27 protein-coding genes are annotated in these 25638 nt (G+C 70.4%); 21 read left to right on the plus strand and 6 right to left on the minus strand.

What is annotated here, in order from left to right; translation table 11 throughout:
* Nucleotides 1-30: 30 nt before the first annotated feature.
* Nucleotides 31-900 carry a signal recognition particle-docking protein FtsY gene (gene ftsY, locus KK087_RS09545; protein ID WP_017888268.1) on the minus strand — a complete coding sequence of 290 codons (870 nt, stop codon included), beginning with the start codon at nt 898-900 and terminating at the stop codon, nt 31-33.
* A gap of 243 nt (nt 901-1143) precedes the next feature.
* Between ftsY and KK087_RS09550 the strand changes: the two genes are divergently transcribed.
* Nucleotides 1144-2169 carry a TerC family protein gene (locus KK087_RS09550; protein WP_110859106.1) on the plus strand — a complete coding sequence of 342 codons (1026 nt, stop codon included), beginning with the start codon at nt 1144-1146 and terminating at the stop codon, nt 2167-2169.
* A 162-nt stretch (nt 2170-2331) separates the two neighbouring features.
* On the opposite strand, the gene lipA is transcribed toward KK087_RS09550, so the two are convergent.
* Together lipA and lipB are read right to left on the minus strand one after the other, a co-directional pair.
* Nucleotides 2332-3315: a lipoyl synthase gene (gene lipA, locus KK087_RS09555; protein WP_214564953.1), complete on the minus strand. Its 984-nt coding sequence runs from the start codon at nt 3313-3315 to the stop codon at nt 2332-2334.
* On the minus strand, nt 3312-4025 hold the full coding sequence (gene lipB / locus KK087_RS09560; protein ID WP_214564954.1) for a lipoyl(octanoyl) transferase LipB: 714 nt from the start codon (nt 4023-4025) through the stop codon (nt 3312-3314). The genes lipA and lipB overlap by 4 nt, the downstream gene beginning before the upstream one ends.
* Before the next feature lie 84 nt (nt 4026-4109).
* On the opposite strand from lipB, the gene KK087_RS09565 reads away from it, so the two are divergent.
* Both KK087_RS09565 and ffh read left to right on the plus strand, forming a co-directional pair.
* A complete protein-coding gene (locus KK087_RS09565) occupies nt 4110-4835 on the plus strand; it encodes a VOC family protein (protein WP_214564955.1) in 726 nt (241 codons plus the stop codon).
* 44 nt (nt 4836-4879) lie between these two features.
* Entirely contained in the window at nt 4880-6430 is a 1551-nt protein-coding gene (ffh, locus tag KK087_RS09570) for a signal recognition particle protein (protein WP_214564956.1), read from the plus strand.
* Nucleotides 6431-6618: 188 nt separating this feature from the next.
* Here ffh and KK087_RS09575 read toward each other — a convergent pair whose 3' ends face one another.
* Entirely contained in the window at nt 6619-7758 is a 1140-nt protein-coding gene (locus KK087_RS09575; RefSeq protein ID WP_214565018.1) for a glutamate--cysteine ligase, read from the minus strand.
* Between the two features lie 70 nt (nt 7759-7828).
* On the opposite strand from KK087_RS09575, the gene KK087_RS09580 reads away from it, so the two are divergent.
* The 5 genes from KK087_RS09580 to trmD all read left to right on the plus strand — a co-directional run bounded on the left by KK087_RS09580 (nt 7829) and on the right by trmD (nt 12042).
* Nucleotides 7829-9964, plus strand: coding sequence for an oxidoreductase (locus KK087_RS09580; RefSeq protein ID WP_214564957.1), 2136 nt, complete (start codon nt 7829-7831; stop codon nt 9962-9964).
* A 164-nt stretch (nt 9965-10128) separates the two neighbouring features.
* Complete coding sequence (rpsP, locus tag KK087_RS09585) at nt 10129-10542, plus strand: 30S ribosomal protein S16 (protein WP_214544388.1); 414 nt, start codon at nt 10129-10131, stop codon at nt 10540-10542.
* 3 nt (nt 10543-10545) lie between these two features.
* Nucleotides 10546-10782 (plus strand): RNA-binding protein, encoded by a 237-nt coding sequence (locus KK087_RS09590; protein ID WP_017888258.1) that lies wholly within the window; start codon nt 10546-10548, stop codon nt 10780-10782.
* Between the two features lie 19 nt (nt 10783-10801).
* Complete coding sequence (gene rimM / locus KK087_RS09595) at nt 10802-11347, plus strand: ribosome maturation factor RimM (RefSeq protein WP_171907871.1); 546 nt, start codon at nt 10802-10804, stop codon at nt 11345-11347.
* Nucleotides 11348-11352: 5 nt separating this feature from the next.
* Nucleotides 11353-12042, plus strand: coding sequence for a tRNA (guanosine(37)-N1)-methyltransferase TrmD (trmD, locus tag KK087_RS09600; RefSeq protein WP_214528626.1), 690 nt, complete (start codon nt 11353-11355; stop codon nt 12040-12042).
* A 150-nt stretch (nt 12043-12192) separates the two neighbouring features.
* On the opposite strand, the gene map is transcribed toward trmD, so the two are convergent.
* Nucleotides 12193-12984 carry a type I methionyl aminopeptidase gene (gene map, locus KK087_RS09605; protein ID WP_214564958.1) on the minus strand — a complete coding sequence of 264 codons (792 nt, stop codon included), beginning with the start codon at nt 12982-12984 and terminating at the stop codon, nt 12193-12195.
* Nucleotides 12985-13152: 168 nt separating this feature from the next.
* On the opposite strand from map, the gene rplS reads away from it, so the two are divergent.
* The 9 genes from rplS (at nt 13153) to KK087_RS09650 (ending at nt 20167) form a co-directional block, all read left to right on the plus strand.
* Nucleotides 13153-13509: a 50S ribosomal protein L19 gene (gene rplS, locus KK087_RS09610; protein WP_198656144.1), complete on the plus strand. Its 357-nt coding sequence runs from the start codon at nt 13153-13155 to the stop codon at nt 13507-13509.
* 122 nt (nt 13510-13631) lie between these two features.
* A complete protein-coding gene (gene lepB, locus KK087_RS09615; protein ID WP_214528624.1) occupies nt 13632-14375 on the plus strand; it encodes a signal peptidase I in 744 nt (247 codons plus the stop codon).
* A complete protein-coding gene (rnhB, locus tag KK087_RS09620; protein ID WP_214564959.1) occupies nt 14372-15079 on the plus strand; it encodes a ribonuclease HII in 708 nt (235 codons plus the stop codon). The genes lepB and rnhB overlap by 4 nt, the downstream gene beginning before the upstream one ends.
* A 45-nt stretch (nt 15080-15124) precedes the next feature.
* Nucleotides 15125-15448: a DUF2469 family protein gene (locus KK087_RS09625; RefSeq protein ID WP_017888251.1), complete on the plus strand. Its 324-nt coding sequence runs from the start codon at nt 15125-15127 to the stop codon at nt 15446-15448.
* Between the two features lie 114 nt (nt 15449-15562).
* Nucleotides 15563-15913: a histone-like nucleoid-structuring protein Lsr2 gene (locus KK087_RS09630; protein WP_017888250.1), complete on the plus strand. Its 351-nt coding sequence runs from the start codon at nt 15563-15565 to the stop codon at nt 15911-15913.
* Between the two features lie 151 nt (nt 15914-16064).
* Nucleotides 16065-16454 carry a YraN family protein gene (locus KK087_RS09635; RefSeq protein ID WP_214528622.1) on the plus strand — a complete coding sequence of 130 codons (390 nt, stop codon included), beginning with the start codon at nt 16065-16067 and terminating at the stop codon, nt 16452-16454.
* Nucleotides 16451-17974: a YifB family Mg chelatase-like AAA ATPase gene (locus KK087_RS09640; protein ID WP_214564960.1), complete on the plus strand. Its 1524-nt coding sequence runs from the start codon at nt 16451-16453 to the stop codon at nt 17972-17974. The genes KK087_RS09635 and KK087_RS09640 overlap by 4 nt, the downstream gene beginning before the upstream one ends.
* Nucleotides 17975-18012: 38 nt before the next feature.
* On the plus strand, nt 18013-19209 hold the full coding sequence (gene dprA, locus KK087_RS09645) for a DNA-processing protein DprA (protein ID WP_214564961.1): 1197 nt from the start codon (nt 18013-18015) through the stop codon (nt 19207-19209).
* A gap of 25 nt (nt 19210-19234) precedes the next feature.
* Nucleotides 19235-20167 carry a tyrosine recombinase XerC gene (locus KK087_RS09650; protein ID WP_307860028.1) on the plus strand — a complete coding sequence of 311 codons (933 nt, stop codon included), beginning with the start codon at nt 19235-19237 and terminating at the stop codon, nt 20165-20167.
* Nucleotides 20168-20250: 83 nt separating this feature from the next.
* Here the strand turns inward: KK087_RS09650 and KK087_RS09655 are convergent, their stop codons facing one another.
* Nucleotides 20251-20844, minus strand: a complete 594-nt coding sequence (locus KK087_RS09655; RefSeq protein WP_214564962.1) for a murein hydrolase activator EnvC family protein — start codon at nt 20842-20844, stop codon at nt 20251-20253.
* Between the two features lie 331 nt (nt 20845-21175).
* On the opposite strand from KK087_RS09655, the gene KK087_RS09660 reads away from it, so the two are divergent.
* The 4 genes from KK087_RS09660 to pyrH all read left to right on the plus strand — a co-directional run bounded on the left by KK087_RS09660 (nt 21176) and on the right by pyrH (nt 25615).
* Complete coding sequence (locus KK087_RS09660; RefSeq protein WP_307860030.1) at nt 21176-22618, plus strand: sugar porter family MFS transporter; 1443 nt, start codon at nt 21176-21178, stop codon at nt 22616-22618.
* A 321-nt stretch (nt 22619-22939) separates the two neighbouring features.
* On the plus strand, nt 22940-23857 hold the full coding sequence (gene rpsB / locus KK087_RS09665; protein WP_027465874.1) for a 30S ribosomal protein S2: 918 nt from the start codon (nt 22940-22942) through the stop codon (nt 23855-23857).
* An 83-nt stretch (nt 23858-23940) separates the two neighbouring features.
* The gene (gene tsf / locus KK087_RS09670; RefSeq protein WP_214528617.1) at nt 23941-24768 is read left to right on the plus strand and encodes a translation elongation factor Ts; all 828 of its coding nucleotides are present in this window, start codon (nt 23941-23943) and stop codon (nt 24766-24768) included.
* A gap of 127 nt (nt 24769-24895) precedes the next feature.
* Nucleotides 24896-25615, plus strand: a complete 720-nt coding sequence (gene pyrH, locus KK087_RS09675) for a UMP kinase (RefSeq protein ID WP_110859085.1) — start codon at nt 24896-24898, stop codon at nt 25613-25615.
* The last annotated feature ends 23 nt before the right edge of the window (nt 25616-25638 follow it).

The raw sequence follows: 25638 nt of genomic DNA on the forward strand, positions 1-25638 counted from the left end.
CGTTCGCTCAGCCGACGGGGCCGCGTCCGCTCAGCCGACCAGGTTCTGCACGAACACGTGCGGCGTGAAGCCGGTCAGGTCGTTGATGCCCTCGCCCTGACCGATGAGCTTGATCGGGATGCCGGTCTTCTCCTGCACGCTCAGCACGAAGCCGGCCTTGGCCGAGCCGTCGAGCTTCGTGATGACGAGACCGGTGACACCGGCGCCCTCGATGAAGGCCTGGGCCTGTGCGAGTCCGTTCTGCCCGGTCGTCGCGTCGAGGACGAGCAGGACCTCGCTGATCTCGGTCTGCTTCTCGACCACGCGCTTGATCTTGGTGAGCTCGTCCATCAGGCCGGCCTTGGTGTGCAGGCGCCCGGCGGTGTCGATCACGACGATCTCGGTCTGGTCGCGGATCGCCTTCTCGACGGTCTGGTACGCGACCGATGCCGGATCCTGCCCGGGCTGCGACGGACGGACGACGTCGACGCCGGCGCGCTGGGCCCAGGTGGCGACCTGCTCGACGGCAGCGGCGCGGAAGGTGTCCGCCGCGCCGACCAGGACCGTGCGGTCGTAGGTCTTCAGGAACTTGGCGAACTTGCCGATCGTCGTGGTCTTGCCGACGCCGTTCACCCCGACGACGAGCACCACGGCGGGACGCGCGCTGAGCTTCAGGGTGGTGTCGAGCTTGGAGAGCCGTTCCTCGAGGACCTCGCGGAGCATGCGCTGCAGGTCGGCTGGGTCGGTCGTGCCGTAGCGGTCGACCCGGGCGTGCAGGTCCTCGATGATCTCCTCGGAGATGTCCGGACCGAAGTCCGCACCGATGAGGGCGGTCTCGAGGTCCTCCCACGTGGTCTCGTCGATCGTCTTGCGCTGGAAGAGGCCGCGCAGCCGTGTGGACAGTGACCAGGAACTCGCCATGCTCCCAGCTTAGAGCGCGGCGCATGTCCGCTGTGCCCGGTATGCTCGGTCACACGAAGGGGAGTATTCCCTCTCGGTGTCCCCGTCAGTACGGTCCGGAACGATCCGGCCCCGGGGCGCCGGTCGTGCGGCACCGGTTCCGGTGCAGCGTGACGGAAGAGACCTTCAGGCCTCGGCGTACCCACGTGTTCGTGTCCGACAAGTTCGTGAACAGCCCGTGCAGCGCCCTACCTGAAGGAAACCGTGGACGTCCCACTCTTCGTCTGGCTCATCACCATCGCCGGCATCCTCGCGCTGCTGGTGTTCGACTTCTACTCGCACGTGCGTACACCGCACGTGCCGCACATCCGCGAATCCGCGTTCTGGTCGGCCTTCTACATCGGCCTGGCCATCCTGTTCGGCATCGGCATCCTGGTCTTCGGCGGCGGACAGGCCGGCGGTGAGTACTTCGCCGGGTGGCTCACCGAGAAGGCGTTGTCGGTCGACAACCTGTTCGTCTTCCTCATCATCATGTCGAGCTTCGCCGTGCCGAAGGAGTTCCAGCAGAAGGTCCTGCTGGTCGGCGTCGCGATCGCGCTCGTCGCCCGCGGCGTGTTCATCGCGCTCGGCGTCACGATCATCGAGAACTTCTCGTGGGTCTTCTACCTGTTCGGTGCGCTGCTGTTCTGGCTCGCCTGGTCGCAGGCCCGCAGCGGCAACGACCACGGCAGCGAGGGCGAATCCCGGCTCATCCGGATCCTCAAGCGCATCATCCCGACGTCGGACCACTACGACGGTGACCGCCTGACCACCCGCGTCGACGGCAAGCGCCTGTTCACCCCGATGCTGCTCGTCATGGTCGCGATCGGTCTGACCGACGTGCTCTTCGCGCTCGACTCGATCCCCGCGATCTTCGGGCTCACGCAGGACGCCTTCATCGTGTTCACCGCGAACGCGTTCTCGCTGCTCGGTCTCCGACAGCTCTACTTCCTGATCGCCGGGCTGCTCGAGCGGCTCATCTACCTCGGCCAGGGCCTGGCCGTCATCCTGGCGTTCATCGGTGTGAAGCTCGTCTTCCACGCCATGCACGTCAACGAGCTGCCCTTCATCAACGGTGGCGAACACATCGAGTGGGCGCCGGAGATCCCGATCTGGTTCTCGCTGGGCTTCATCGCGCTGACGATCGCGGTCGCCACGACCGCGTCGCTGGTGGTCTCGAAGCGCCGCCAGGAGCGCGGGCTGACCCCGACGGGCCAGCCGAAGGAGTCGGTCGAGGCCGACGCGAAGTAGCCGTCACCACCTGACGGACAGGAGGCGCGGTGCCAGCTGGCACCGCGCCTCCCGTCTGTCACCGTGTCGGCCGGACGCACCGGATTTCGGTCTGAGCGACAGTTCACGTGCTCCGCAGCACGTGAAGTGTCGCTCAGCGCGAAACGTCGGCGGCGCCGCGCGTCAGACGGCTTGCCGGCCAGGGGTCGCGTCGAGCAGGTGGGAGAGGTGCTCGGGCACCGTGCCGCCGCGGGCCACCGTCGCCCGCGCCCACAGCCGGCCCGCCCGGTAGGACGACCGGACCAGCGGCCCGGCGAGGACCCCCGCGAACCCCATCTGTTCGGCGACCTCGCGGAGCTCGACGAACTCCGCAGGGCTGACCCAGCGCGCAACCGGCAGGTGCCGCGGCGACGGACGGAGGTACTGGGTCAGCGTGATGATGTCGGTGCCGGCGTCGTACAGGCGCTGCAGGGCGTCCTCGATCTCGAGGCGCTCCTCGCCCATGCCGAGGATGAGGTTCGACTTCGTCACGAGTCCGGCGTCGCGGCCCTGGGTGATGACGTCGAGCGACCGCTCGAACGTGAAGGCCGGGCGGATGCGCTTGAAGATCCGCGGCACCGTCTCGACGTTGTGGGCGAAGACCTCGGGGCGGGCGTCGAACACCGGGCCGAGCTGGTCGGGTCGCCCGTTGAAGTCCGGCACCAGGATCTCGACGCCGGTGCCGGGGGAGTGCTCGTGGATCGCCCGGATGGTCTCGGCGTAGAGCCAGGAGCCGCCGTCGGGCAGGTCGTCGCGTGCGACGCCGGTCACCGTCGCGTACTTCAGGTCCATCGACACGACCGAGTCCGCGACCCGGCGGGGCTCGTCGCGGTCGAGCGGTTCCGGCTTGCCGGTGTCGATCTGGCAGAAGTCGCAGCGACGGGTGCACTGCGAGCCGCCGATCAGGAAGGTGGCCTCGCGGTCCTCCCAGCACTCGAAGATGTTCGGGCAGCCGGCCTCCTGGCAGACGGTGTGCAGCTGCTTGTCCCGCACCAGGCCGGAGAGTTCGCGGAACTCCGGACCCTGCGTCGCGCGGGTCTTGATCCAGGCGGGCTTCGTCTCGATCGGGGTCTGGGCGTTCCGGGCCTCGACCCGGAGCATGGGGCGGCCTTCGGGGGCGAGGGTCATACGAGGGTCTCCTGTCGAGTGGGCGCTGAGCCGGCGTGCGTCGTGCTGATCCGGTGTCCGGTGTGCATGCCGTCGACGGCCTGCTGGACGCGCTGCGCGACGAGCGGCGCGAGGCGGTCGACCGTGACGGCGCCAGCGCCGACGCGTGCCGCCGCTGCGCTGAGTGTCGTGACCCCGGCATCGGCGATCCCGCACGGGACGATCGCGGCGTAGGCGTCGAGGGCGTTGTCGCAGTTGATCGCGATGCCGTGGGTCGTCACACCCTCGGCGACGTGCAGGCCGATCGCCCCGACCTTGGCGGCCGGGGAGCCGTCGGTGCCCGGCACCCATGCACCGCTGCGACCCGCGACCCGTTCGGCGTGCACCCCGACGGCAGCCGCGGCGTCGATGACGACCTGCTCCAGGTCGCGCACCCAGGCGACGACGTCGAGCGGTTCGGCGAGCCGGACGATCGGGTACGCGACGAGCTGGCCCGGACCGTGCCAGGTGATGCGGCCGCCACGGTCGGTGTCGACCACCGGGGCGCCGTTCGTCGGCAGGTCGGACGGTTCGGTGCGGCGACCGGCGGTGTACACCGACGGGTGCTCGCACAGCACGAGTGCTCCGGGAGAACGGCCGGCGACGACGTCGGCGTGCAGGTCCCGCTGCAGGGCGAGCCCGTCCGCGTAGTCGAGCAGGCCGGGGTGGCGCAGGATCTCGAGTTCCGGCATGCGCCGAGCGTACGACAGTTTCTGGACGGCGTCCAACAACCTGGTGCTTGACCTCGACAATGGTTGAGATGATCCGATGTGGGCATGGACATCCAACAGGTACAGCTCGCCACCCGGTCCCTCGCCGACACCGCCCGCTTCTACGAACGGCTGGGCTGCCCGGTCGAGGTGGACGAGGCAGACGCGGGTCCCGACCCCGCCGCCGTGGTCCGCGTCGTGGTGGGCTCGTCGCTCCTGGTGTTCCGCAAGCTGCCGGAGATGACCGGTGCCCTGCACCTGGCGATCACGATCCCCACGGGGACCTTCGACGCGGCCAAGGCCTGGATCGCCGGACTGACGACGGTGCTCGGTACCGACGACCAGGACGAGTTCGAGGGACCGCCGAACTGGAACTCGCGGTCGGTCTACTTCGAGGGGCCCGACCAGCAGCTCCTCGAACTGATCGAGCGGCGGGACCTGTCCGCAGGGGCGCACGTCGGGCGCGACGGCGACGGCGACGGCGACTACGGCGACGGCGACTACGGCGACGGCGCCGGCATCCCGCTCGTCTCGGTCAGCGAGGTCGGCGTGCCCGTGCCCGACGTCCTCGGTGCCGTCGAGGCGCTGCGACGCGCCGGTCTCGAGCCGTACGCGAACCCGCCGGGGGAGTCCTTCGCGGCGGTCGGTGATGTGGACGGTCTCGTGATCCTGGTGTCGCCCGAGCGGCGGTGGTTCCCGACCGGTGACCGGAGCCCGTCGAGCGCACCGGTGGTCATCGACCTGGGCCTCCCCGCGCCGCTCGCACTGACCGAGGGCGTCCTCCTGCGGTGAACGGACCCGTGCGGTGGTCGGGAGCCTTGTAGAATCGACGGATCATGGCGCAATTCGGTTCACTCTCCGATCGGCTGACCGAGACCTTCCGCAATCTGCGGAGCAAGGGTCGGCTGACTCCGTCCGACGTCGACGGCACCGTCCGCGAGATCCGGCGGGCGCTCCTCGACGCCGACGTCGCGCTCGAGGTCGTCAAGGCGTTCACCGCATCGGTCCGCGGGCGGGCCCTCTCCGACGAGGTCAACCGCGCGCTCAACCCGGCGCAGCAGGTCGTCCAGATCGTCAACGAAGAACTCGTCGGCATCCTGGGCGGGCAGCAGCGACGGCTCGAGTTCGCGAAGAAGCCGCCGACGGTCATCATGCTCGCGGGTCTGCAGGGTGCCGGTAAGACGACCCTCGCGGGCAAGCTCGGCAAGTGGCTCAAGAAGGACGGCCACACGCCGATGCTCGTCGCGGCGGACCTCCAGCGTCCGAACGCCGTGCAGCAGCTGCAGGTCGTCGGTGAGCAGGCCGGCGTGCACGTCTTCGCTCCGGAGCCCGGCAACGGCGTCGGCGACCCGGTCAAGGTCGCGAAGAACGCCATCAAGGCCGCGGTCGACCAGCAGTACGACACCGTCATCGTGGACACGGCCGGTCGTCTCGGCGTCGACGCCGAGCTCATGAAGCAGGCCGCGAACATCCGCAAGGCAGTCGACCCCGACGAGGTCCTGTTCGTCATCGACGCGATGATCGGTCAGGACGCCGTCAACACCGCACGTGCCTTCCAGGAAGGCGTCGACTTCACCGGCGTCGTGCTGTCGAAGCTCGACGGTGACGCCCGCGGTGGTGCGGCCCTGTCGGTGGCCAGCGTGACCGGCCGTCCGATCATGTTCGCGTCGACGGGTGAATCGCTCGACGACTTCGAGCCGTTCCACCCGGACCGGATGGCGAGCCGGATCCTCGACCTCGGCGACATCCTGTCCCTCATCGAGCAGGCGCAGGGCGCCTTCGACGAGGAAGAGGCGCGCAAGGTCGCGGACAAGATCGCGACCGACAACTTCACGCTGAACGACTTCCTGCAGCAGATGCAGCAGCTCCGCAAGGCGGGCTCGATCAAGGGCATGCTCGGCATGCTCCCGGGCGCGAAGGGCATGCGCGAGGCGCTCGACAACTTCGACGAGCGCGAGATCGTCCGCACCGAGGCGATCATCCAGTCGATGACCCCGCAGGAGCGTGAGCTCCCGAAGCTGCTGAACGGCTCGCGCCGGCTCCGCATCGCCAAGGGCGCCGGTTCGACGGTGACCGAGGTCAACGCGCTGGTGAACCGCTTCGAGCAGGCCGCGAAGATGATGAAGACGGTCGCCCGCGGTGGTGTGCCGCAGATGCCGGGCATGGGGCCGATCCCCGGCATGCACGGTGGCAAGAAGCAGCAGCAGGGTGGCAAGAAGAAGTCGAAGGTCGGCAACCCGGCCAAGCGTGCGGCCCTCGCGGCCGGTGCCGCGGCTGCGCCGCAGCAGGCCCCGCAGGGGTCCGGCCTCGGTCTCGGCGGCGCCAAGGGCGGCAAGGCGCCGACCGAGGAAGAGCTCGCGAGCCTGCAGAAGTTCCTGGGTCGCTAGTCGCGACCACCTGACGGACGGGAGGCTCGTGGCGGATCCGCCACGGGCCTCCCGTCCTGTCGTGGTCCCGTCGCGACGTTCCTTCCCATCGCACGCGCGCTGGAAAGCGGAATCGGGCGTACCTGGTCGAAAGAAACGACCAGGTACGCCCGATTCGACCAGGTACGCCCGATTCTGGTAGGTCGCGGCTAGAGCGCGTCGCGGAACTCCGTCACCAGGTGGCGGACCACGGCGCGCAGGTCGCCGCCGTTCTCCTGCGCGACCCGGAGCTGCCGCTGGTACGACGCACCGCGCTCGATCATGGTGTCGAGGTGGTGCAGCTCGTCCTGGCACCCGAGGCGTTCGGCGATCGGGTCGAGCCGCTGCACCAGGTCGTGCACCTCGTCGGTCACGAGCCGCTCGTCGCCGGCGACGTTCGTGATGATCTCGGCCTCCATGCCGTAGCGGGCCGCGCGCCACTTGTTCTCGCGGATGAACCACGGCTGCATGGTCGGCAGGGTCTCGCCGGCGTCGAGGCGGTCGGAGCACGCGGTGACCAGGCACTGGACGAGCGCGGTGACGGCGCCGACCTCGTGCAGGGTCGAGATGCCGTCGGAGACCCGGTTCTCCAGGGTGCCCCAGCCCGGCGACGGGCGGATGTCCCAGCGCAGGTCCTTCACGCTGTCGATGACGCCGGTGTGGGTGAGGTCGCCCACCACCTCTTCGAAGTTCGCCCAGGCACCCAGCTGCGGCGGGAGCCCGCCCGTCGGGAGCTGCTGGAACATGAGCGCCCGGTTCGAGGCGTAGCCGGTGTCGGTCCCGCCCCAGAACGGGCTCGACGCCGTGAACGCCTGCAGGTGCGGGACGTAGGCGAGCATCGCGTTCATGATCGGGACGGCCTTGTCGCGGTCGTCGATGCCGACGTGCACGTGCACGCCCCAGATGAGCATCTGCCGACCCCACCAGCGGGTGCGGTCGATCAGGGTCGTGTAGTGCTCGCTGTCCGGGGTGATCTCCTGCTGGTCCCAGACGGCGAACGGGTGCGTGCCGGAGCACATCACCTGGGCGTCGAGCGGCTCGGCGGCGTCGATGACCTCGCCGATGATGCCGGACAGCTCGCTCGTCGCAGCCCCCACCCGATCGTGGACGCTCGACACGACCTCGACCGTGTTGGTCAGCAGCTCCTCGGTGACCCGGTCGTGGTCACCGAGCCGTTCGTGCACGGCGGCGATGACGGCGGGGGCGCGGGGTGCGAGGTCGCCGGTCGCCCGATCGACCAGCGGGAGTTCCCACTCGACGCCGATGGTCGACGGGCGGGACTCGGTGAAGCGGATGTCCATGCCGTCCATCCTGCCCGGAACGTTGTCGGACACGCACAACGAACGGGTGCCGTTCGTGCGGACCCCGCAGAATGGGCGCATGAGCAGCGTCGCTTCCGCCCCCGTCGTGCCGGACTCCCTCCGGACCGTCGCGTCAGCCTGGACCCTCGGCCCCCTGCACCTGGCGAACCGGGTGGTGATGGGGTCGATGCACACCGGGCTCGAGGTGCAGGACGACGGCGGTGCCGGCATGGCGGCGTTCTACCGCGAACGGGCCGCCGGTGGTGTCGCGTGCATCATCACGGGCGGCATCGCGGTGAACGACGAGGCCCGCGGCGGTCCGGACTTCGCGGTGTTCGGCGTCGGGGGAGCCGACGAGCGGTTCCGCGTCGCGGTGCAGGCCGTGCACGACGAGGGCGGGACGATCCTCGCGCAGCTGTTCCACGCCGGGCGGTACGCGCTCGCAGCTGGCATGGTCGACCGGCACGGGGACCCGCAGCGGGTCGTGGCGCCGTCGGCGCTGCCCTGGGCGGCCGCCCGTGGCGTGGTGCCGACCGAGCTGACGTCGGCCGAGGTCGAGCGGACCATCGAGGACTTCGCCGCCGCGGCCCGCAGCGCCCGCGCGATCGGGTTCGACGGCGTCGAGATCATGGCGTCCGAGGGCTACCTCATCAATCAGTTCCAGTCACCGCTGACGAACCTGCGCGACGACGAGTGGGGTGGCGACGCGGAACGCCGCCGGCGCTTCGCGGTCGAGGTCGTCCGGGCCGTCCGCACCGCGGTCCCCGAGCTCGCCGTGACGATCCGGTTGTCCGGCGCCGACCTGATGCCCGGGTCCTCGACCGACGACGAGGTCGACGCGCTCGTGCACGACCTGCTGCCGCTCGGGCTCGACGGCATCTCGGTCGGCATCGGCTGGCACGAGTCCCGCACCCCGACGGTGCAGGCCGCGGTGCCGCACGGGGCCTGGCTCGCCTACGCCGAACGGATCGCCCGGGTGGTGCGCGCGTCGCCGTACCCCGGGGTCCGCGTCATCGCCTCGAACCGGATGACCGACCTGCGCGACGGCGAAGCTGTGCTGGACGACGGACTGCTCGACGCGGTGGCCCTCGCCCGGCCGTTCCTCGCCGACCCCGCGCTCGTCAACCGGTCCCTCGCCGGTCGCTTCGCCCTGGTGAACACGTGCATCGGCTGCAACCAGGCGTGCCTCGACCGTTCCATCGTCGGCGCCCCGGTGTCCTGCCTCGTCAACCCCCGGGCCGCCCGCGAAGTCGCGTTCCCCGCACGCCCGACGACCGACCCGAAGCGCGTCGACGTCGTCGGGGGCGGGCCGGCCGGACTCGCCGCCGCCGTGGACGCCGCTCGACGGGGCCACGACGTCACCGTCTGGGAGGCGTCCGACCGCCTGGGTGGCCAGTTCGGCCTCGCTGCACTCGTGCCGGGCAAGGAGGACTACGCCGCCACGGTGCGCTCCGCCCGTGCCGAGCTCGCGGAGTGGGGCGCGACGATCCACCTCGGACGCCCGGCCACGGCTCGGGACCTCGTCGACAGCGACGCCGTCGTGCTCGCGGCCGGGGTGGTCCCGCGGAGCATCGACGTCCCCGGCAGCGACCTGCCGCACGTGCTGTCCTACGAACGGGCGCTCCGCGAGGGGGTCCCCGAGGGCACCGTCGCGATCATCGGTGGCGGCGGCATCGGCGTCGACACCGCGGCGTTCCTGACCGAGTCGCCCGACGAGGCCGTCCGGGCCGCCGAGTTCGCGGCCCGGTGGGACCTCGACGTCTCCGAGGAGCTCGTCGGCGACGTGCCGCAGCGACTCCCCGCTGCCCCGCGCACCACACGGCCGGGGTCCCAGGTGACGGTGCTCCGTCGATCGGGCAAGTTCGGCCAGGGGATCGGCATCACGTCGCGGTGGGTCGCGATCGGTCGGCTGCGCGACGCCGGGGTGCGGATGCTCGGCGGCGTGCAGGAGTACCTGCGCATCGAGCCCGGCGTGCTCTGGGTCCGCGACGAGCACGGGGACGAGGTCGGCGTGCGGGCGGACAGCGTCGTGATCTGCGCCGGGCAGGAGAGCGCGAGCGACGCCGAGGGCGACGCGTCCGACGGACTCGCCACGGGCCTCCAGGCCGCCGGTGTGCCGTACGCCGTCGTCGGCGGCGCGCGGGACGCACGGAGCGTGGACGCGGTCCGCGCGACGTCCGAGGCGCTCGAAGCGGTGCGGCGACTCGCGCCGTAGCGAGTCGGCTCGCATCACGGCCGGGAATCTGCAAGAATGAACGGTCGAATCGCCGCAGCTCGACCCTCTATCCAGCTGTGAGCGATCTCTCTCGAGCTTTCGCCGTGTGTGCCCCCACGCCCGCGGTTCCAGTTCAACCACAACGAAAGCAAACAGGAGCAATTGTGGCTGTCAAGATCCGTCTGAAGCGTCTCGGTAAGATCCGTGCGCCCTACTACCGCATCGTCGTCGCCGACTCGCGCACCAAGCGCGATGGTCGTGTCCTCGAGGAGATCGGTCAGTACCACCCGACCGAGGAGCCCTCGGTCATCAAGATCGAGTCCGAGCGTGCGCTCTACTGGCTCGGCGTCGGCGCGCAGCCGACCGAGCAGGTCGCGGCCCTCCTCAAGCTGACCGGCGACTGGGCCAAGTTCAAGGGCGAGAAGGACACCGAGTCCAAGGTCAAGGTCGCCGAGCCGAAGCAGCCCTTCCAGGTCGACTCCTCGAAGAAGGCCGTCCTCAAGCCGAAGTCGGAGAAGACGGCTCCCGCCGCCAAGGCCGACGACGCCGAGACCGCCGACGAGACGACCGAGGCGTAGTCCTTGCTCGAATCCGCGCTGACGCACCTCGTCAAGGGGATCGTCGATCACCCTGACGACGTGCGCGTCGCCAGCTCCACCTCCCCACGCGGCGAGGTCCTCGAGGTGCGCGTGCACCCCGAGGACCTCGGCCGCGTGATCGGTCGCGCCGGGCGCACCGCCAAGGCGCTCCGCACGCTCGTCACGGCCCTGGCCGACGGCAAGCGCGTGCGGGTCGACGTGGTGGACACCGATTCCTAGGGAGACGACCCAGCTCCGGGTGGGTCGAATCACGAAGGCGCACGGGCTCAAGGGCGGCATCAAGCTCGAGCTCTACACCGACGACCCGGATCGTCGGTTCACCCCGGGCGCCACCTTCACGCTCCAGGTCCCCGACGACTCACCGTGGTCGGGCAAGACCCTCGAGCTGGACGAACTCCGCTGGTACAACGGTCACCCCGTCGCGTTCTTCGCCGGGATCGACGACCGCACCGCGGCCGAGTCCCTGGCGCGCATCATCCTCTGGGTCGAGCAGGACGCCGACGCCGAGACCGGTGAGGACGACGCCTGGTACGACCACCAGCTGGTCGGGCTGAAGGTCCTCCGCGACGGCGTCGAGGTCGGCACCGTCGCCCGAGTGGACCACATGCCCGCGCAGGACCTGCTCGCGATCGACACGCCGTCCCGCGGCGAGGTCCTCGTGCCGTTCGTCTCGGCCATCGTGCCCGCGGTCGACATCGCCGCAGGCACCGTCACGGTCACGCCGCCGCAGGGCCTGTTCGAGGACCCCGAGGACACCTCGCGTCCCGAGACGGTCACGGACTAGCTCCCGTGCGGATCGACATCGTCACGATCTTCCCGGAGTTCTTCTCCGTGCTCGACGTGTCCCTGCTGGGCAAGGCCCGCTCCGGCGGTCTGCTCGACCTGCACGTGCACGACCTGCGTTCGTGGACCACCGACCGGCACCGCACCGTCGACGACACCCCGTACGGCGGAGGCGCCGGCATGGTGATGAAGCCGGAGCCGTGGGCGCAGGCGCTCGAGGCCCTCTTCCGGCCCGACGGCTCGTCGACCCTCGTGGTCCCGACGCCGGCCGGCACACCGTTCAAGCAGTCGATCGCGCGCTCGCTCGCCGAACACGAGCACCTCGTCTTCGCCTGCGGGCGCTACGAGGGCATCGACGCCCGCGTCTTCGAGTGGGCGTCGTCACGAGCCACCGTCGTCGAGCTCTCGCTCGGCGACTACGTGCTGAACGGTGGCGAGGTCGCCGCGATGGCGATCATCGAGGCCGTCGGCCGACTCGTCCCCGGCGTCGTCGGCAACCCCGAGTCGCTGGTCGAGGAATCCCACGAGGACGGCCTCCTCGAGTACCCCTCGTACACCAAACCCGCCTCGTGGCGCGGGCTCGACGTGCCCGACGTCCTGCTCAGTGGGCACCACGCCCGCGTCGGTGCCTGGCGGCACGAGCAGCAGCTGGAGCGGACGCGGCGCGTCCGTCCGGACCTGCTGCCGCCTGCCTGACCGGCTGGCGCGCTTGCCTGCTGGAAGGACTTTCGGGCTGACCGACACTCCTCGCGGTTCGTTCCGCGTGGACTGTCGCTGAGCACGAAACCTGGCTCCGTCGCGTCTGCCTGGAGGCACGGGGCGGGCCCGCACCGTGCCTCCAGGCCGTCAGGCGTTCGGGTCGGCGCGCTGGGCGCGACGCAGGGTCAGGACCTCGGGGCCGGCCTCGGTGACCGCGACCGTGTGCTCGACGTGCGCGGCACGTGAGCCATCGACGCTGCGCAGGGTCCAGCCGTCGTCGTCCTGGTAGAGCTCGTCGGTCGTCTGCATGAGCCACGGCTCGATCGCCACGACCAGCCCCGGCCGGAGCTTCAGGCCGCGACCCGGACGGCCGTCGTTCGGCACGTGCGGGTCCCCGTGCATCGTGCGGCCCACGCCGTGCCCGCCGAACTGCAGGTTGACGCTGTGACCGGCCTCGTGTGCCACGTGCCCGATCGCGTGCGAGACGTCGCCGAGCTTGTTGCCGGGGGCCGCCTGGGCGATGCCGGCGGCCAGTGCGCGTTCGACTGTGGCGATGAGGGCCTGGTCCTCGTCACGCGGCGTGCCGACCTGCACGCTGACGGCGGAGTCCGCGACCCAGCCGTCGACGCTCGCGGCGAAGTCCAGGCTGACCAGGTCGCCGTCCTGCAGGGTGCGATCGTGCGGCAGACCGTGCAGGGCGGCGTCGTTGACCGAGGTGCAGAGGTTCTTGCCGAACGGGGACATGCCGAACGACGGGTGGTAGTCGACGTAGCAGCTCTCCGCGCCACGCTCGGCGATCATCCGGGCCGCGACCCGGTCGAGGTCGAGCAGGTTGACGCCGACGTCGACCGTCTCGAGCAGTTCGTCGAGGACATCGGCCACGAACCGGCCGGCGACACGGAGGCCGTCCAGCTCGGCGGGGGTGCGGAGTTCGATCATGGGTCCATCCTCGTCGTTTTGTCTCCGCCGGTGTCTGTGGCAGTATTGAACGCTGTGCCCTGGCTGGACTCTGCCACGGGGGAGTCGCCGACACCGGGCACGCACCACCACTTTCCGAACCTTCGATCCGCGGCGACCCGTGCGCGTCCGCAGAGAGTGAAACCCACCATGAGCCAGCTCCTCGACAACGTCGACGCAGCATCGCTGCGGACCGACGTCCCGGACTTCCGCCCCGGCGACACCATCAAGGTGCACGTCAACATCGTCGAAGGCACGCGCTCGCGTATCCAGGTCTTCCAGGGTGTCGTCATCGGCCGTCAGGGCCACGGCATCGGCGAGACCTTCAAGGTCCGCAAGGTGAGCTTCCAGGTCGGCGTCGAGCGCTGGTTCCCGGTGCACTCGCCGATCATCGACCACATCGAGATCGTCACCAAGGGTGACGTGCGTCGTGCGAAGCTCTACTACCTGCGCGAGCTCCGCGGCAAGGCTGCCCGCCGCAAGATCAAGGAGAAGCGCGACGCCTGATCGCCTTCACAGTGAGCGGCCGCGAGCCGGGCGACGCTGCGAGCCCCTCGTCCATGTACGGTTGTGCATCGACGGGGGGCTCTTCCCATTGTGGGGAGTCGGTGGTTCGAACGAGAGCGGAAATGACGGATACGACAGAGGATTCCGGGCGCAGGCCACGTGCCGAGAAGCAACGGAACGGCGTCCTCACATTCCTTCGCGACCTCGTCATCATCTTCATCGCCGCGTTGCTCGTGTCCTTCCTGGTGAAGACGTTCCTGATCCGGTCGTTCTACATCCCGTCCGCGTCGATGGAGAACACGCTCCAGATCAACGACCGCGTGATCGTCAACGAGCTCGTGCCCGACGCCGTCGCACTGAAGCGCGGGGACGTCGTCGTGTTCAAGGACCCGGGCGGATGGCTCACCGGGGCCGAGGTACCGAGCGTCACGCCGGACACACAGCCCGCCAAGGCGATCGACTGGCTCCTCACGCAGGTCGGTCTCGGGACGGGCGACAGTGACGACCACCTGATCAAGCGGGTCATCGGCCTGCCGGGTGACAAGGTGTCGTGCTGCAACGACCTCGGGCAGATGTCGGTCAACGGCGTCCCGATCAAGGAGCCGTACCTGAAGCTCCCCGCCGGCGCACCCGCGTCGGCGACCGACTTCTCGGTCACCGTGCCGAAGGGCACCATCTGGGTGATGGGCGACAACCGGAACGACTCGAAGGACTCCCGCTACAACGGGGACACCCCGTCCAAGGGCTTCGTCCCGCTGTCCGACGTCACCGGTCGTGCGTTCGTCATCTCCTGGCCGTCGAGCCGGTGGACGTGGCTCGACGACCATCCCGAGGTGTTCGCCGGCGTGGAGGAGCGCGACGAGTGACCGCCGTCCGCCCGTCGTTGCGCGTCGAGAAGCGTCTCCTGGCTGCGGGCCGTGTGACGGTCATCGGCATGGACGAGGTCGGCCGCGGTGCGATCGCCGGGCCGGTCGGGGTCGGTGTGGCCGCCGTGACGCTCGACATCGGCCGGGTGCCCCAGGGGCTCGCCGACTCGAAGCTGCTGTCCGAGGCCCGGCGGAACGACCTCGTGCCGGTCGTGCAGCGCTGGGCCCGGACCGCCGTGGGCATGACGTCGGCGGAGTTCGTCGACCAGCAGGGCATCGTCCCCGCTCTCGGTGCTGCCGGTGTGCAGGCGCTCGGGTCTCTGGTGGCCGACGGGGTGTCCCTCGACGGAGCGGTGGTCGTGCTGGACGGGTCGTTCGACTGGTTGAGCCGTGCCCTGCCCGCATCACTTCGCTCCGCGACGGAGCCGCTCGACGTGGTCGTCCGCGTCAAGGCAGACCGCGACTGCGCCTCGGTGGCCGCGGCGTCCGTGGTGGCCAAGGTCGCTCGTGACACGGTCATGATCGCGGCCCACGACGAAGCCCCGCACTACGGGTGGGTGTCGAACAAGGGGTACGGGTCGACGGCGCACTACGACGCGATCCGGACGATCGGCGCGCACGCGCTGCACCGGAAGTCGTGGCTGCACCAGGCCTCGAGCGTCTCGCTGGACGGGTTCGACGAGCTCGACGCCCTCGCCGGTTGACCGCGTCGTCCGTTCGGGCGCTGGTCGCCGTAGACTGTGGGCGCAATGGATGAGGACGAATTCGACGACTACGACCGCGAGGTCGAGCTGGCCCTGTACCGCGAGTACCGAGACGTGGTCTCGCAGTTCCGTTACGTGGTCGAGACGGAGCGCCGTTTCTACCTGGCGAACGAGGTCGAACTCGTGCGCCGTGACACGGAGCACGACTTCTACTTCGAACTGACGATGAACGACGTCTGGGTGTGGGACGTCTACCGTTCGGACCGCTTCGTGAAGGGCGTCCGCGTGCTCACGTTCAAGGACGTGAACGTCGAGGAACTCACGACACGCGAACTCGAACTGCCGAAGGAACTCGCACTCGACGAGTGATCGTCAATTCTCATTCTTCTTCTTTCCGGGTGAATCGCCGGCGATCTGAACCGCCGGGGAATTGTTCGCGCTATTCTGGTGGGGATATTCCCGCCCCACGAACAGGAGCACCCCATGGCACAGAAGGTCACCGTCCAGCTCGTCGACGACCTCGACGATTCGCCCATCACCACCGGTGAAGGCCGGACGGTCGAATTCGCGTTCGACGGTTCGTCGTACGAGATCGACCTGTCGAACGACAACGTCGACAAGTTCCGCGAGGCGATCTCCGACTACATCGCCGCAGCGCGCAAGGTCTCGGGCCGTCGGACCGGTGGCGGTTCCGCACCGAAGTCGGCGCCCAAGCGCGGCAACTCGGAAGAGCTCGGCAAGATCCGCGAGTGGGCCAAGGAGAACGGGTACGAAGTGTCCTCCCGCGGCCGTATCTCGACGCAGGTGCAGGAAGCCTACGCAGCAGCGCACTGACGCTCATCGGAGCAGGACCCGGGTGATCTCGATCGCCCGGGTCCTTCTTCTTTCCTCCACAGGGCTGGTCCGTCCATGCTGATTCCACAGATACTTCTGCGCTGCCTGGCGATGTGCTCATTCCGGAGATCGTTGTCGTGGAGGCAACGACATGGAACAGCAGGTGCAACGTCCACCGGGGCGATCACTCCGGAACGGTCGACTCGGACGATTCGGTGAAGAACAGGCGGTGACCTGGCTCGAAGCGCGGGGATTCCGGGTGCTCGAGCGGAACTGGCGATGTGCTCGGGGGGAAGTCGACATCGTCGCGTGGGATTCCTGCACGCTCGCGTTCATCGAGGTGAAGACCCGGTCCGGAGCCGCGACCGGTCATCCGTTCGAGGCGATCACGGCGGCGAAGCTCAGTCGGATGCGACGACTCGTGCCCGAGTGGTTCGACGCGCACCCCGAGGTCTCGGCCCGCTCGGTCCGCATCGACGTCGTCGCGGTCCACGTCGACGGGCCGCGCACCGTCGTCGAACACCTGGCGGGTGTGCTGTGACCGGCATCGGACGCGCCGCTGCCGTCGCCTTGCTCGGCGTCACCGGCCGGCGTATCGAGGTCGAGGCGCACCTGACGAGCCAGCTGCCGGCGTTCAGCATCATCGGTCTGCCCGACACCTCCCTCGGCGAGGCGCGTGAGCGTGTGCGGTCCGCCGCCGCGAACGCCGGGTGCCCGCTGCCGGCACGCCGGATCACGGTGAACCTGACCCCGGCGGCGATCCCGAAGCGCGGCTCCGGGTTCGACCTCGCCATCGCGATGGCCGTGCTCGCCGGGGCCGGCCTCGCCCCGGACGTCTCCGAGCGCATCGTCTACATCGGTGAACTCGGCCTCGACGGTCGGGTGCGTCCGGTCCCCGGCGTGATCCCGATGCTGGTCGCTGCACGCGACGCCGGTGTGGACCGCGTGGTGCTGCCGGTCGGCAACCTGGCCGAGGCCAGGGTGGTCACCGGGGTCCGGGTCCGGGGCGTGGACTCGTTGCGTGCGGCCGCGATCGACGCCGGGGCGCTCCTGCCGACGGTCGAGGTCGACCCGGTGCTGCCGGTCCCGGTCACGGCTGTGCCACGTCCCGTGGCCGAGCTGTCGGACGTCGTGGGGAACCCGGTCGGCGTCCGAGCGCTCATCGCGGCGGCTGCCGGTGGACACCATGCCCTGCTTCTCGGGCCGCCGGGTGCCGGCAAGACGATGCTCGCCGAACGACTGCCCGGGCTGCTGCCCGACCTCGACGACGAGACGGCGCTCGAGGTCGCCGCGGTCCGGTCGGTCGCCGGGCTCGGGCCCGCGTCGTGGAGCACGAAGCCACCCTGGGAGGCACCGCACCACTCCGCTTCGGCGGTCTCGCTCATCGGCGGTGGGTCCGGGGTGCTGCGCCCCGGTGCCGTGTCGCGCGCCACCGGGGGGATCCTGTTCCTCGACGAGGCCCCGGAGTTCCCGCGTGCCGTGCTCGACGCGCTCCGGCAGCCGCTCGAGTCCGGTCGGATCACGATCCACCGTGCCGCCGGTGCCGCCGAGTTCCCCGCCCGCTGCCAGGTCGTGCTCGCCGCGAACCCCTGTCCGTGCGGCAACGCGGGCGGCGCGCACGGGCAGCCCTGCGAGTGCTCGCCGAGCACCGTCCGCCGGTACCTCGGTCGGATGTCCGGCCCGCTGCTCGACCGGATGGACATCCGGGTGCTCGTGCCCCGGGTGACGACCGGACGGATGCGCGACGCGGACGGCAGCACGCCGACGACGGCGGTGGCGCGTGCTGCGGTGGCGGCGGCTCGGGCCCGCATGGCGGAGCGGTTGCACGGGACGGGCTGGTCGCGGAACGCCGAGGTCACCGGGACGTGGCTCCGGGCTGCGGGCCGGATCGAGCCCGGATCGACGGCGGACCTGGACCGTGCGCTCGACCTCGGAACCCTGACGATGCGCGGCTGGGACCGGGTGATGCGGTTGGCGTGGACGCTGGCTGACCTCGACGCGGTCGACCGACCGACGGGCGCCCACGTCCGTGGCGCTCTCGCACTGCGGAGCGCCCTGTGACACCCGCGGGCACGGAGCTGCTCGACACCGTGGCACGCATGCTCGGCCGGGGCGGCGCTGCCGTCGACCCGGTCCAGGCCGCCGCGCGGGTCGCGTGGTCCGCGATCGTGGAGCCCGGGGACTCCGTCGCCGGGGAACTCATCGCCGGGCTCGGACCGGAGCGCGCGCTCGGCGCCGTGCTGCTCGCCGCCGACGACGAGTTCGACGCGCTGCTGGGTGACTGCGTCGAGGCCGAGGTGCCCGGCGCCGAGGACCCCGCGGTCCTGCTCGGCGTGCTGCAGGCCGCGGTCGGACGCTGGCGGCCGCGGCTGGCCAGTGTCCAGGTGGGCGACGTGCTCGCGGCTGCCGGTGCGGTCGGTGCCGGTCTGCTCGTGCCGGACAGTGACGGCTGGCCCTCCGCCGTGGACGACCTCGGCCCGCACGCGCCCGTGGTGCTCTGGACACGCAGCACGGGCGCACACCTCGGCGGCGGGACGCCGGCGCTGGGAGTCGTCGGATCCCGGGCGAACACGGTGGCCGGTGCCGAGGCTGCGGCGGAGATCACCTCGAGTGCGGCGGACGCCGGATGCGCGATCGTGAGCGGTGGCGCCTACGGCATCGACGCGGTGGCGCACCGGGTCGCCGTCGCCGCCGGAGCCCCCACCGTCGCGGTCCTCGCGGGGGGCATCGACCAGCTCTACCCGGCCGGCAACGCGCAGCTCCTCCACAACGTGGCGCGGCAGGGAGCGCTGCTCGCCGAGTCCGCTCCGGGGACGCGGCCCACGCGCTGGCGCTTCCTCGGCCGGAACCGCCTGATCGCCGCGCTGGCCGACGTCACGGTCGTGGTCGAGGCCGGCGCGCGGTCCGGGGCCCTCAACACCGCCCACCACGCCGCACAGCTCGGCAGGCCGGTGTTCGCGGTCCCGGGGGCGTTCGCCTCCGCTGCGTCGGTCGGTTGCCACCGGCTCATCGCGCAGGGGCGTGCACAGATCGTCGTGCACCCGGGCGACCCGACCGCGGCGACGCGGACGGCTCCGGAACAGGGCGGGGGAGCGGTGCCGGACGAACCGCTCCTGTCCGGCCGGCAGGACCCCGAGGTGACCCGCGTCCTCGACGCGCTCGGCCGTCGCGCGCTGCCCGAGGCGGAGATCGCGCGACGGGCGGGGATGTCGCCCGCCGATGTCGCCGATGCGCTCGCACTGGCGCAGTTGCAGGGGCTCGTCGTACCCGGTGGCGGCGGGTGGGGACTGGCATGACGGCGGGCGGCCGTACGCTGACTTCGTGGTTGCGCGGACGGACGGTCGACTCGTGGTGGCGGTGGACGCCTTCCTCGGCCACGCCCGTCACGCGCGGGGACTCAGCGAGCAGACCCTCCGCGCGTACGCGAGCGACCTCGAACAGCTCGTGGTGTTCGCCGAGATGCGCGGGATCGACCGCGTCACCGACGTCGAGCTCGAGCTCCTGCGTGACTGGCTCTGGGACGCCGATCATCGAGGGCTCGCCCGGTCGACCATCGCCCGGCGGTCCTCGTCCGTCCGCGCGTTCACCCGGTGGGCGAGCGAGACCGGGGTGACCGCGACCGACGCCGGGGTCCGGCTCCGCGCGCCGAAGGGCGGGGCCCACCTGCCCCGTGTGGTGTCGGCCGACCAGGTGCGTACCCTGCTCGACGGACTCGGCGCCCGCGCGGCGACGGACGACCCGTCGGCACTGCGGGACCGTGCTCTCGTGGAACTCCTGTACGCGGCGGCCATCCGGGTCAGCGAACTCGTCGGGATCGACGTGACCGATCTGGACCGCGGGCGCCTGACCGTGCGGGTGCTCGGCAAGGGCGGCAAGGAGCGGGTGGTGCCCTTCGGCGTGCCGGCGCGGGACGCGCTCGAGGCGTGGCTGGAGCGCGGACGGCCGGTCGTCGCCGCGCGTGCGGAGGGGCCGGCCAGCGTGGCGCTGTTCCTCGGCGACCGTGGTGCCCGACTCGGCGTCCGGAGCGCCTACCGCGTGGTGGCCCGGTTGCTCGGCGACCTGCCGGGCGAGGGGCCGAGCGGCCCGCACACGTTCCGGCACACCGCGGCGACGCACCTGCTCGACGGGGGAGCGGACCTGCGCGCGGTGCAGGAGCTCCTCGGCCACGCCAGCCTCGGGACGACGCAGATCTACACCCACGTGTCGTCGGCGCGACTGCGCGAGGTCTACCGGACTGCCCACCCGCGCGCCTGAACCGTGCGCCACCCGACACCCGGTGTACCCGACACCCGGGGCGCCCGACACCGGGTGCGCCCGACACTCGCGCCCGTGCGCGATCAGCCGGGCCATGCCGACTCGGGCAGCAGCACCGGCCACTCCGCCGACGGCAGGTACGGCAAGGGATCGACGTACCGGCCGTCGACCCGCGCACCGAGGTGCACACACGGCGCCGAGGCAGGACAGTGCCCGACCGAGACCCGCCCGACCGGCGTGCCCTGCGTGACCTCATCACCCGCGGCGACCAAGGGCGTCACCGAGTCGAGGGTGCTGACGAGCCCGCCACCGTGGTCGATCGTCACGACGGTGCGGCCACCGACCGCACCCGCGAACGCCACGGTGCCGTCGTCCACGGCCGAAGCGGTCGCTCCGAGGGTGGCGGGGACGTCGAACCCGCGATGCCCGGCGGCGTAGTCGGAGGACGGTGCCTCCCACGCTCGCTCGACCACACGCGATCCGGTGGGCCAGACCCAGCGAGCCTCGACCCGGCCCGGCTCGGTCCCGGCGCCCGCCGTCGTCCCGGCGCCCGCCGTCGTCCCGGCGCCCGCCGTCACCCCGGCGCCCGTCGACGGCGCGGCACCGAACGCCACGGTCCCGCTCAGCACCGCCGCGCACACCACGGTCAGCAGGACGGGACGTGCACTCGATCGCATGCCCCCAGCCTGGGCAGTGGAACCCGGCCCCGGGGCGGACCGGGGCGATCCGTGGAGGGGGAGTCGCGCCTCCCGGCCTGGGGAGGAACGTGCCGAGGACGGAAGCGACAGAACCGACGTCGTACGACGGCGACAGTGTCGTCCGCGTCGCCGCGCAAGCGAGCCCGCGCGCCCCCGCGCCGTCCCGATCCGCCCCCGGTTATGACCACCCGCCCGCCGAGGAGTACAGTCGGGGCCGCTCCGGACCACGCAACGCCGCTCGGACGGCGAACCAGCCGACCGCCGGGGCACCGTGCTGCACCAGAGCACGGCGGCAGAACCCAGGAGCATCGTGTCCACCACGACCACCGGGCACGGCGAAGACCGTGCGTTCAAGGGGAAGGTCACCCTGTTCGCCATCGCGGCGGCGGTCGGTGGCTTCCTGTTCGGCTTCGACTCGTCCGTCATCAACGGCGCCGTCGACGCGATCAAGGGCGAGTTCGACCTCTCCGACGCGGCGAGCGGTTTCGCCGTCGCATCGGCCCTGATCGGCTGTGCGTTCGGCGCGTACTTCGCCGGTCGTCTCGCCGACCGCTACGGCCGCACCCGGATCATGTTCTGGGCCGCGGTGCTGTTCTTCGTCTCGTCGATCGGGTCCGCGTTCGCGTTCGCCACGTGGGACCTCGTGATCTGGCGTCTCGTCGGCGGGCTCGGCATCGGGACCGCGTCGGTCATCGCACCGGCGTACATCTCCGAGGTCTCCCCGAAGGCGATCCGCGGGCGCCTGGCCTCGTTCCAGCAGCTGGCGATCACGCTCGGTATCTTCGCCGCGCTCCTGTCCGACCAGCTCTTCGCCGTCACGGCGGGCAGCGCCTCGGCCGAGGTGTGGGGCCTGGCGGCCTGGCGCTGGATGTTCCTGGTCGGCGTGATCCCCTCGGTCGTCTACGGCGTCCTGGCGATCACCCTGCCGGAGTCCCCGCGCTACCTGCTCACCAAGGGCCGTGCTGACGACGCGCGCGTCGTGATGGGCAAGATCGTCCCGCGCGACACCGTGAACACGAGCCTGGAGGAGATCCAGGACGGCATCAAGAAGGAAGCCAACGAGAAGAAGGGCTCCATCCGGGGCAACCGCTTCGGGCTCCAGCCGATCGTCTGGGTGGGCATCATCCTGGCCGTGCTGCAGCAGTTCGTCGGCATCAACGTGATCTTCTACTACTCGACGACGCTCTGGCAGGCCGTCGGCTTCAAGGAGGAGGACTCGTTCCTCATCTCCACGATCACCTCGGTGGTCAACGTCGCCGTCACCTTCGTGGCGATCTTCCTGGTCGACAAGGTCGGCCGCAAGCCGCTGCTCGTCGCCGGTTCCGCTGGCATGTTCGTCTCGCTCACCATGGTGGCCATCGCGTTCTCGCAGGCGACGATCGTCGACGGCAGCCCGAGCCTCCCCGGCTCCTGGGGCGTCATCGCGCTGATCTTCGCGAACCTCTTCGTCGTGTCCTTCGGCGCCACGTGGGGTCCGCTCATGTGGGTGCTGCTCGGCGAGATGTTCCCGAACCGCATCCGTGCCACGGCGCTCGGCATCGGTTCGGCCGCCAACTGGATCGCGAACTTCATCGTGACGATCTCGTTCCCGGTCCTCTCCGGCTTCAACCTCACCGTCACCTACGGCATCTACGCGCTGTTCGCGCTGCTGTCGCTCTTCTTCGTCATCGCGAAGATCCCGGAGACGAAGGGCCGCTCGCTGGAGGAGATGGGCATCTCCGCCGACGGCGACACGGCGGACGCCAAGGCCTGATCAGGACGTGCGGATCCGCGCGGATCCGCACCACCGACCGGACAGGAGGCCCGGATCACGTCAGCCGCGAGGCGCGCGTGATCCGGGCCTCCCTTCTGTTAGCATCTATCCAGCAGCGTGCTGATGCGCGCTGACTTCGCGTGTCCACCAGGCCCTCATCGGCTCGGTACCCGACCACCGGTCCCGCTCTCACGAGCGGGCGGTCGCGTGCCAGGACACCAGGGACCACGACCGACGGTCGTGATCGACACAACCGCAACAGGTCCGCAGCGACGTGCGAGAGCACGGCTGCGCGCCGAGAACACAGAAGGAGGACGGCACATGGCCGTCGTCACCATCCGCCAGCTGCTCGACAGCGGCGTCCACTTCGGACACCAGACCCGTCGGTGGAACCCGAAGGTGAAGCGCTTCATCCTCGCCGAGCGCTCGGGCATCCACATCATCGACCTGCAGCAGTCGCTGGCCTTCATCGACCGCGCGTACGACTTCGTCAAGGAGACGGTCGCGCACGGTGGCACGATCCTCTTCGTGGGCACCAAGAAGCAGGCCCAGGGCTCCATCGCCGAGCAGGCGACCCGCGTCGGCCAGCCGTACGTCAACCAGCGTTGGCTCGGCGGTCTGCTCACGAACTTCCAGACGGTCTCCAAGCGCCTCGCGCGTATGAAGGAGCTCGAGGAGATCGACTTCGACGACACGACGAAGGGCTTCACCAAGAAGGAGCTCCTCATCAAGAAGCGCGAGCTGGACAAGCTCCACAAGACCCTCGGTGGTATCCGCAACCTCACGCGGACCCCGAGCGCGCTCTGGATCGTCGACACCAAGAAGGAGCACCTCGCCGTCGACGAGGCGCAGAAGCTCGGTATCCCGATCATCGGCATCCTCGACACCAACTGCGACCCCGACGAGATCACGTACCCGATCCCGGGCAACGACGACGCGATCCGCTCCGTCGGTCTCCTCACCCGCATCGTCGCCGACGCCGCGGCCGAGGGCCTGAAGACCCGCCACAACGGTGGCGACGAGGACGAGGCCAGCGAGCCCCTCGCCGAGTGGGAGCAGGAGCTCCTCGGTGGCGAGACCGCCGCCACGACGGAGGCGCCCGCCGCTCCGGTCGAGGAGAACGACGCTGACGCGCAGGTCGCCGCGAAGGAGATCGGCGAGCCGATCGCCGACGAGGCGAAGAACGCGGAGCCGACGGCCGAGGCCGAGGCAGCCGCGGAGACCACCCCCGCCGAGTGAGCCACCGGGGCGCCGGACCCGACCGGGTCCGGCGCCCCAGTTCCACTCTCCACACACGTACAGTCCAGAAAGGACTCCAGTCAATGGCAAACTTCACCGCTGCTGACGTGAAGAAGCTCCGCGAGGACCTCGGCGCCGGCATGATGGACGCGAAGAACGCGCTCGTCGAGGCCGACGGCGACTACGACAAGGCCGTCGAGCTGCTCCGCATCAAGGGTGCCAAGGCCGTCGCCAAGCGCGACGACCGTGCCACCTCCGAGGGCGTCGTCGTCGCCACCTCCGAGAACGGCGCCGCCACGGTCGTCGAGCTCGCGAGCGAGACCGACTTCGTCGCGAAGAACGAGAAGTTCACGACCCTCGCCGACAAGGTGCTGGGTGCGGTCGCCGCTGCCGGTGCCGCCGACGTCGCTGCTGCCAACGCCGCACCGCTGGACGGCAAGACCGTCCTCGAGGTCGTCAACGAGGCCGCTGCCGCGCTGGGCGAGAAGCTCGAGGTCCGCACGGTCCGCCGTGTCGAGGGCTCGGCCTTCGAGATCTACCTGCACAAGACCAGCCAGGACCTGCCGCCGCAGATCGCCGTCGTCATCGCGTACGAGGGCGACAACGCTGCCGAGGCACGTTCGATCGCGCAGCACGTCGCGTTCGCGAACCCGACTTACCTGACCCGCGACGAGGTCCCGGCCGACGCCATCGAGAAGGAGCGCGCGACCGTCGAGGCGATCACGCGCGAAGAGGGCAAGCCCGAGGCCGCCCTCCCGAAGATCGTCGAGGGCCGGGTGAACGCCTACATCAAGCAGGTGTCGCTCCTCGACCAGGACTACGCGAAGGACAACAAGATCTCCGTCGCGAAGGCCGCCGAGAACGCCGGCATCACGATCCAGGGCTTCGCCCGCGTCAAGGTCGGCGCGTAACGAACCCGTGACGGGGTCAGGAACCAACGCGGTTCCTGGCCCCGTTTTTCGCGCGCGCCGGCACGACACGCGCGCGACACATCCGCGAGTACATTTCCACGAGACCACGACGAAGGGTGCGGACCAGATGACCGACGAGAAGACCGGACGACGCCGCGTTCTGCTGAAGCTGTCGGGAGAGGCGTTCGGCGCCGGCTCCCTCGGGGTGAACCCCGACGTGATCGGCACCATCGCCAAGGAGATCGCCGTCGCCGCGCGCGAGGTCGAGATCGCGATCGTCGTCGGCGGGGGCAACTTCTTCCGCGGGGCCGAGCTCTCGCAGCGCGGCATGGACCGCGGACGCGCCGACTACATGGGCATGCTCGGCACGGTGATGAACGCGCTCGCACTGCAGGACTTCCTCGAGCAGGCGGGCGCTGCGACCCGCGTGCAGTCCGCGATCGCGATGACCCAGGTCGCGGAGCCGTACATCCCGCGGCGCGCCGAGCGGCACCTCGAGAAGGGCCGGGTCGTCATCTTCGGCGCCGGTGCCGGACTGCCGTACTTCTCCACCGACACGGTGGCGGCGCAGCGTGCGCTCGAGATCAAGGCGGACGAGGTCCTCGTCGCCAAGAACGGCGTCGACGGCGTGTACACCGCCGACCCGAAGAAGGACGCCACCGCCGAGAAGCTGCACCACGTGACCTACCAGGACGCGCTGCTCAAGGGCCTCAAGGTCGTCGACGCCACCGCGTTCTCGCTCTGCATGGACAACGGCATGCCGATGCACGTCTTCGGCATGGAGGGCGAGGGCAACGTCCAGGCCGCGATCCGTGGCGAGCGCATCGGCACCGTCGTCAGCAACTGACCCCCGGCGCTGACTAGACTCGA

The sequence above is a fragment of the Curtobacterium aurantiacum genome (assembly GCF_018598555.1).
In the GTDB taxonomy this organism is placed as follows: Bacteria; Actinomycetota; Actinomycetes; order Actinomycetales; family Microbacteriaceae; genus Curtobacterium; species Curtobacterium aurantiacum.

Excerpts from the sequence above, each read along its gene's own strand:
- ftsY (WP_017888268.1), bottom strand. The coding sequence starts at position 900 with ATGGCGAGTTCCTGGTCACTGTCCACACGGCTGCGCGGCCTCTTCCAG.
- lipA (WP_214564953.1), bottom strand. The coding sequence starts at position 3,315 with ATGACCCTCGCCCCCGAAGGCCGCCCCATGCTCCGGGTCGAGGCCCGG.
- lipB (WP_214564954.1), bottom strand. The coding sequence starts at position 4,025 with ATGCCGGAACTCGAGATCCTGCGCCACCCCGGCCTGCTCGACTACGCG.
- KK087_RS09565 (WP_214564955.1), top strand. The coding sequence starts at position 4,110 with ATGGACATCCAACAGGTACAGCTCGCCACCCGGTCCCTCGCCGACACC.
- ffh (WP_214564956.1), top strand. The coding sequence starts at position 4,880 with ATGGCGCAATTCGGTTCACTCTCCGATCGGCTGACCGAGACCTTCCGC.
- KK087_RS09575 (WP_214565018.1), bottom strand. The coding sequence starts at position 7,758 with ATGGACGGCATGGACATCCGCTTCACCGAGTCCCGCCCGTCGACCATC.
- KK087_RS09580 (WP_214564957.1), top strand. The coding sequence starts at position 7,829 with ATGAGCAGCGTCGCTTCCGCCCCCGTCGTGCCGGACTCCCTCCGGACC.
- map (WP_214564958.1), bottom strand. The coding sequence starts at position 12,984 with ATGATCGAACTCCGCACCCCCGCCGAGCTGGACGGCCTCCGTGTCGCC.
- rplS (WP_198656144.1), top strand. The coding sequence starts at position 13,153 with ATGAGCCAGCTCCTCGACAACGTCGACGCAGCATCGCTGCGGACCGAC.
- lepB (WP_214528624.1), top strand. The coding sequence starts at position 13,632 with ATGACGGATACGACAGAGGATTCCGGGCGCAGGCCACGTGCCGAGAAG.
- KK087_RS09625 (WP_017888251.1), top strand. The coding sequence starts at position 15,125 with ATGGATGAGGACGAATTCGACGACTACGACCGCGAGGTCGAGCTGGCC.
- KK087_RS09630 (WP_017888250.1), top strand. The coding sequence starts at position 15,563 with ATGGCACAGAAGGTCACCGTCCAGCTCGTCGACGACCTCGACGATTCG.
- KK087_RS09635 (WP_214528622.1), top strand. The coding sequence starts at position 16,065 with ATGGAACAGCAGGTGCAACGTCCACCGGGGCGATCACTCCGGAACGGT.
- dprA (WP_214564961.1), top strand. The coding sequence starts at position 18,013 with ATGCTCGGCCGGGGCGGCGCTGCCGTCGACCCGGTCCAGGCCGCCGCG.
- KK087_RS09655 (WP_214564962.1), bottom strand. The coding sequence starts at position 20,844 with ATGCGATCGAGTGCACGTCCCGTCCTGCTGACCGTGGTGTGCGCGGCG.
- rpsB (WP_027465874.1), top strand. The coding sequence starts at position 22,940 with ATGGCCGTCGTCACCATCCGCCAGCTGCTCGACAGCGGCGTCCACTTC.
- tsf (WP_214528617.1), top strand. The coding sequence starts at position 23,941 with ATGGCAAACTTCACCGCTGCTGACGTGAAGAAGCTCCGCGAGGACCTC.
- pyrH (WP_110859085.1), top strand. The coding sequence starts at position 24,896 with ATGACCGACGAGAAGACCGGACGACGCCGCGTTCTGCTGAAGCTGTCG.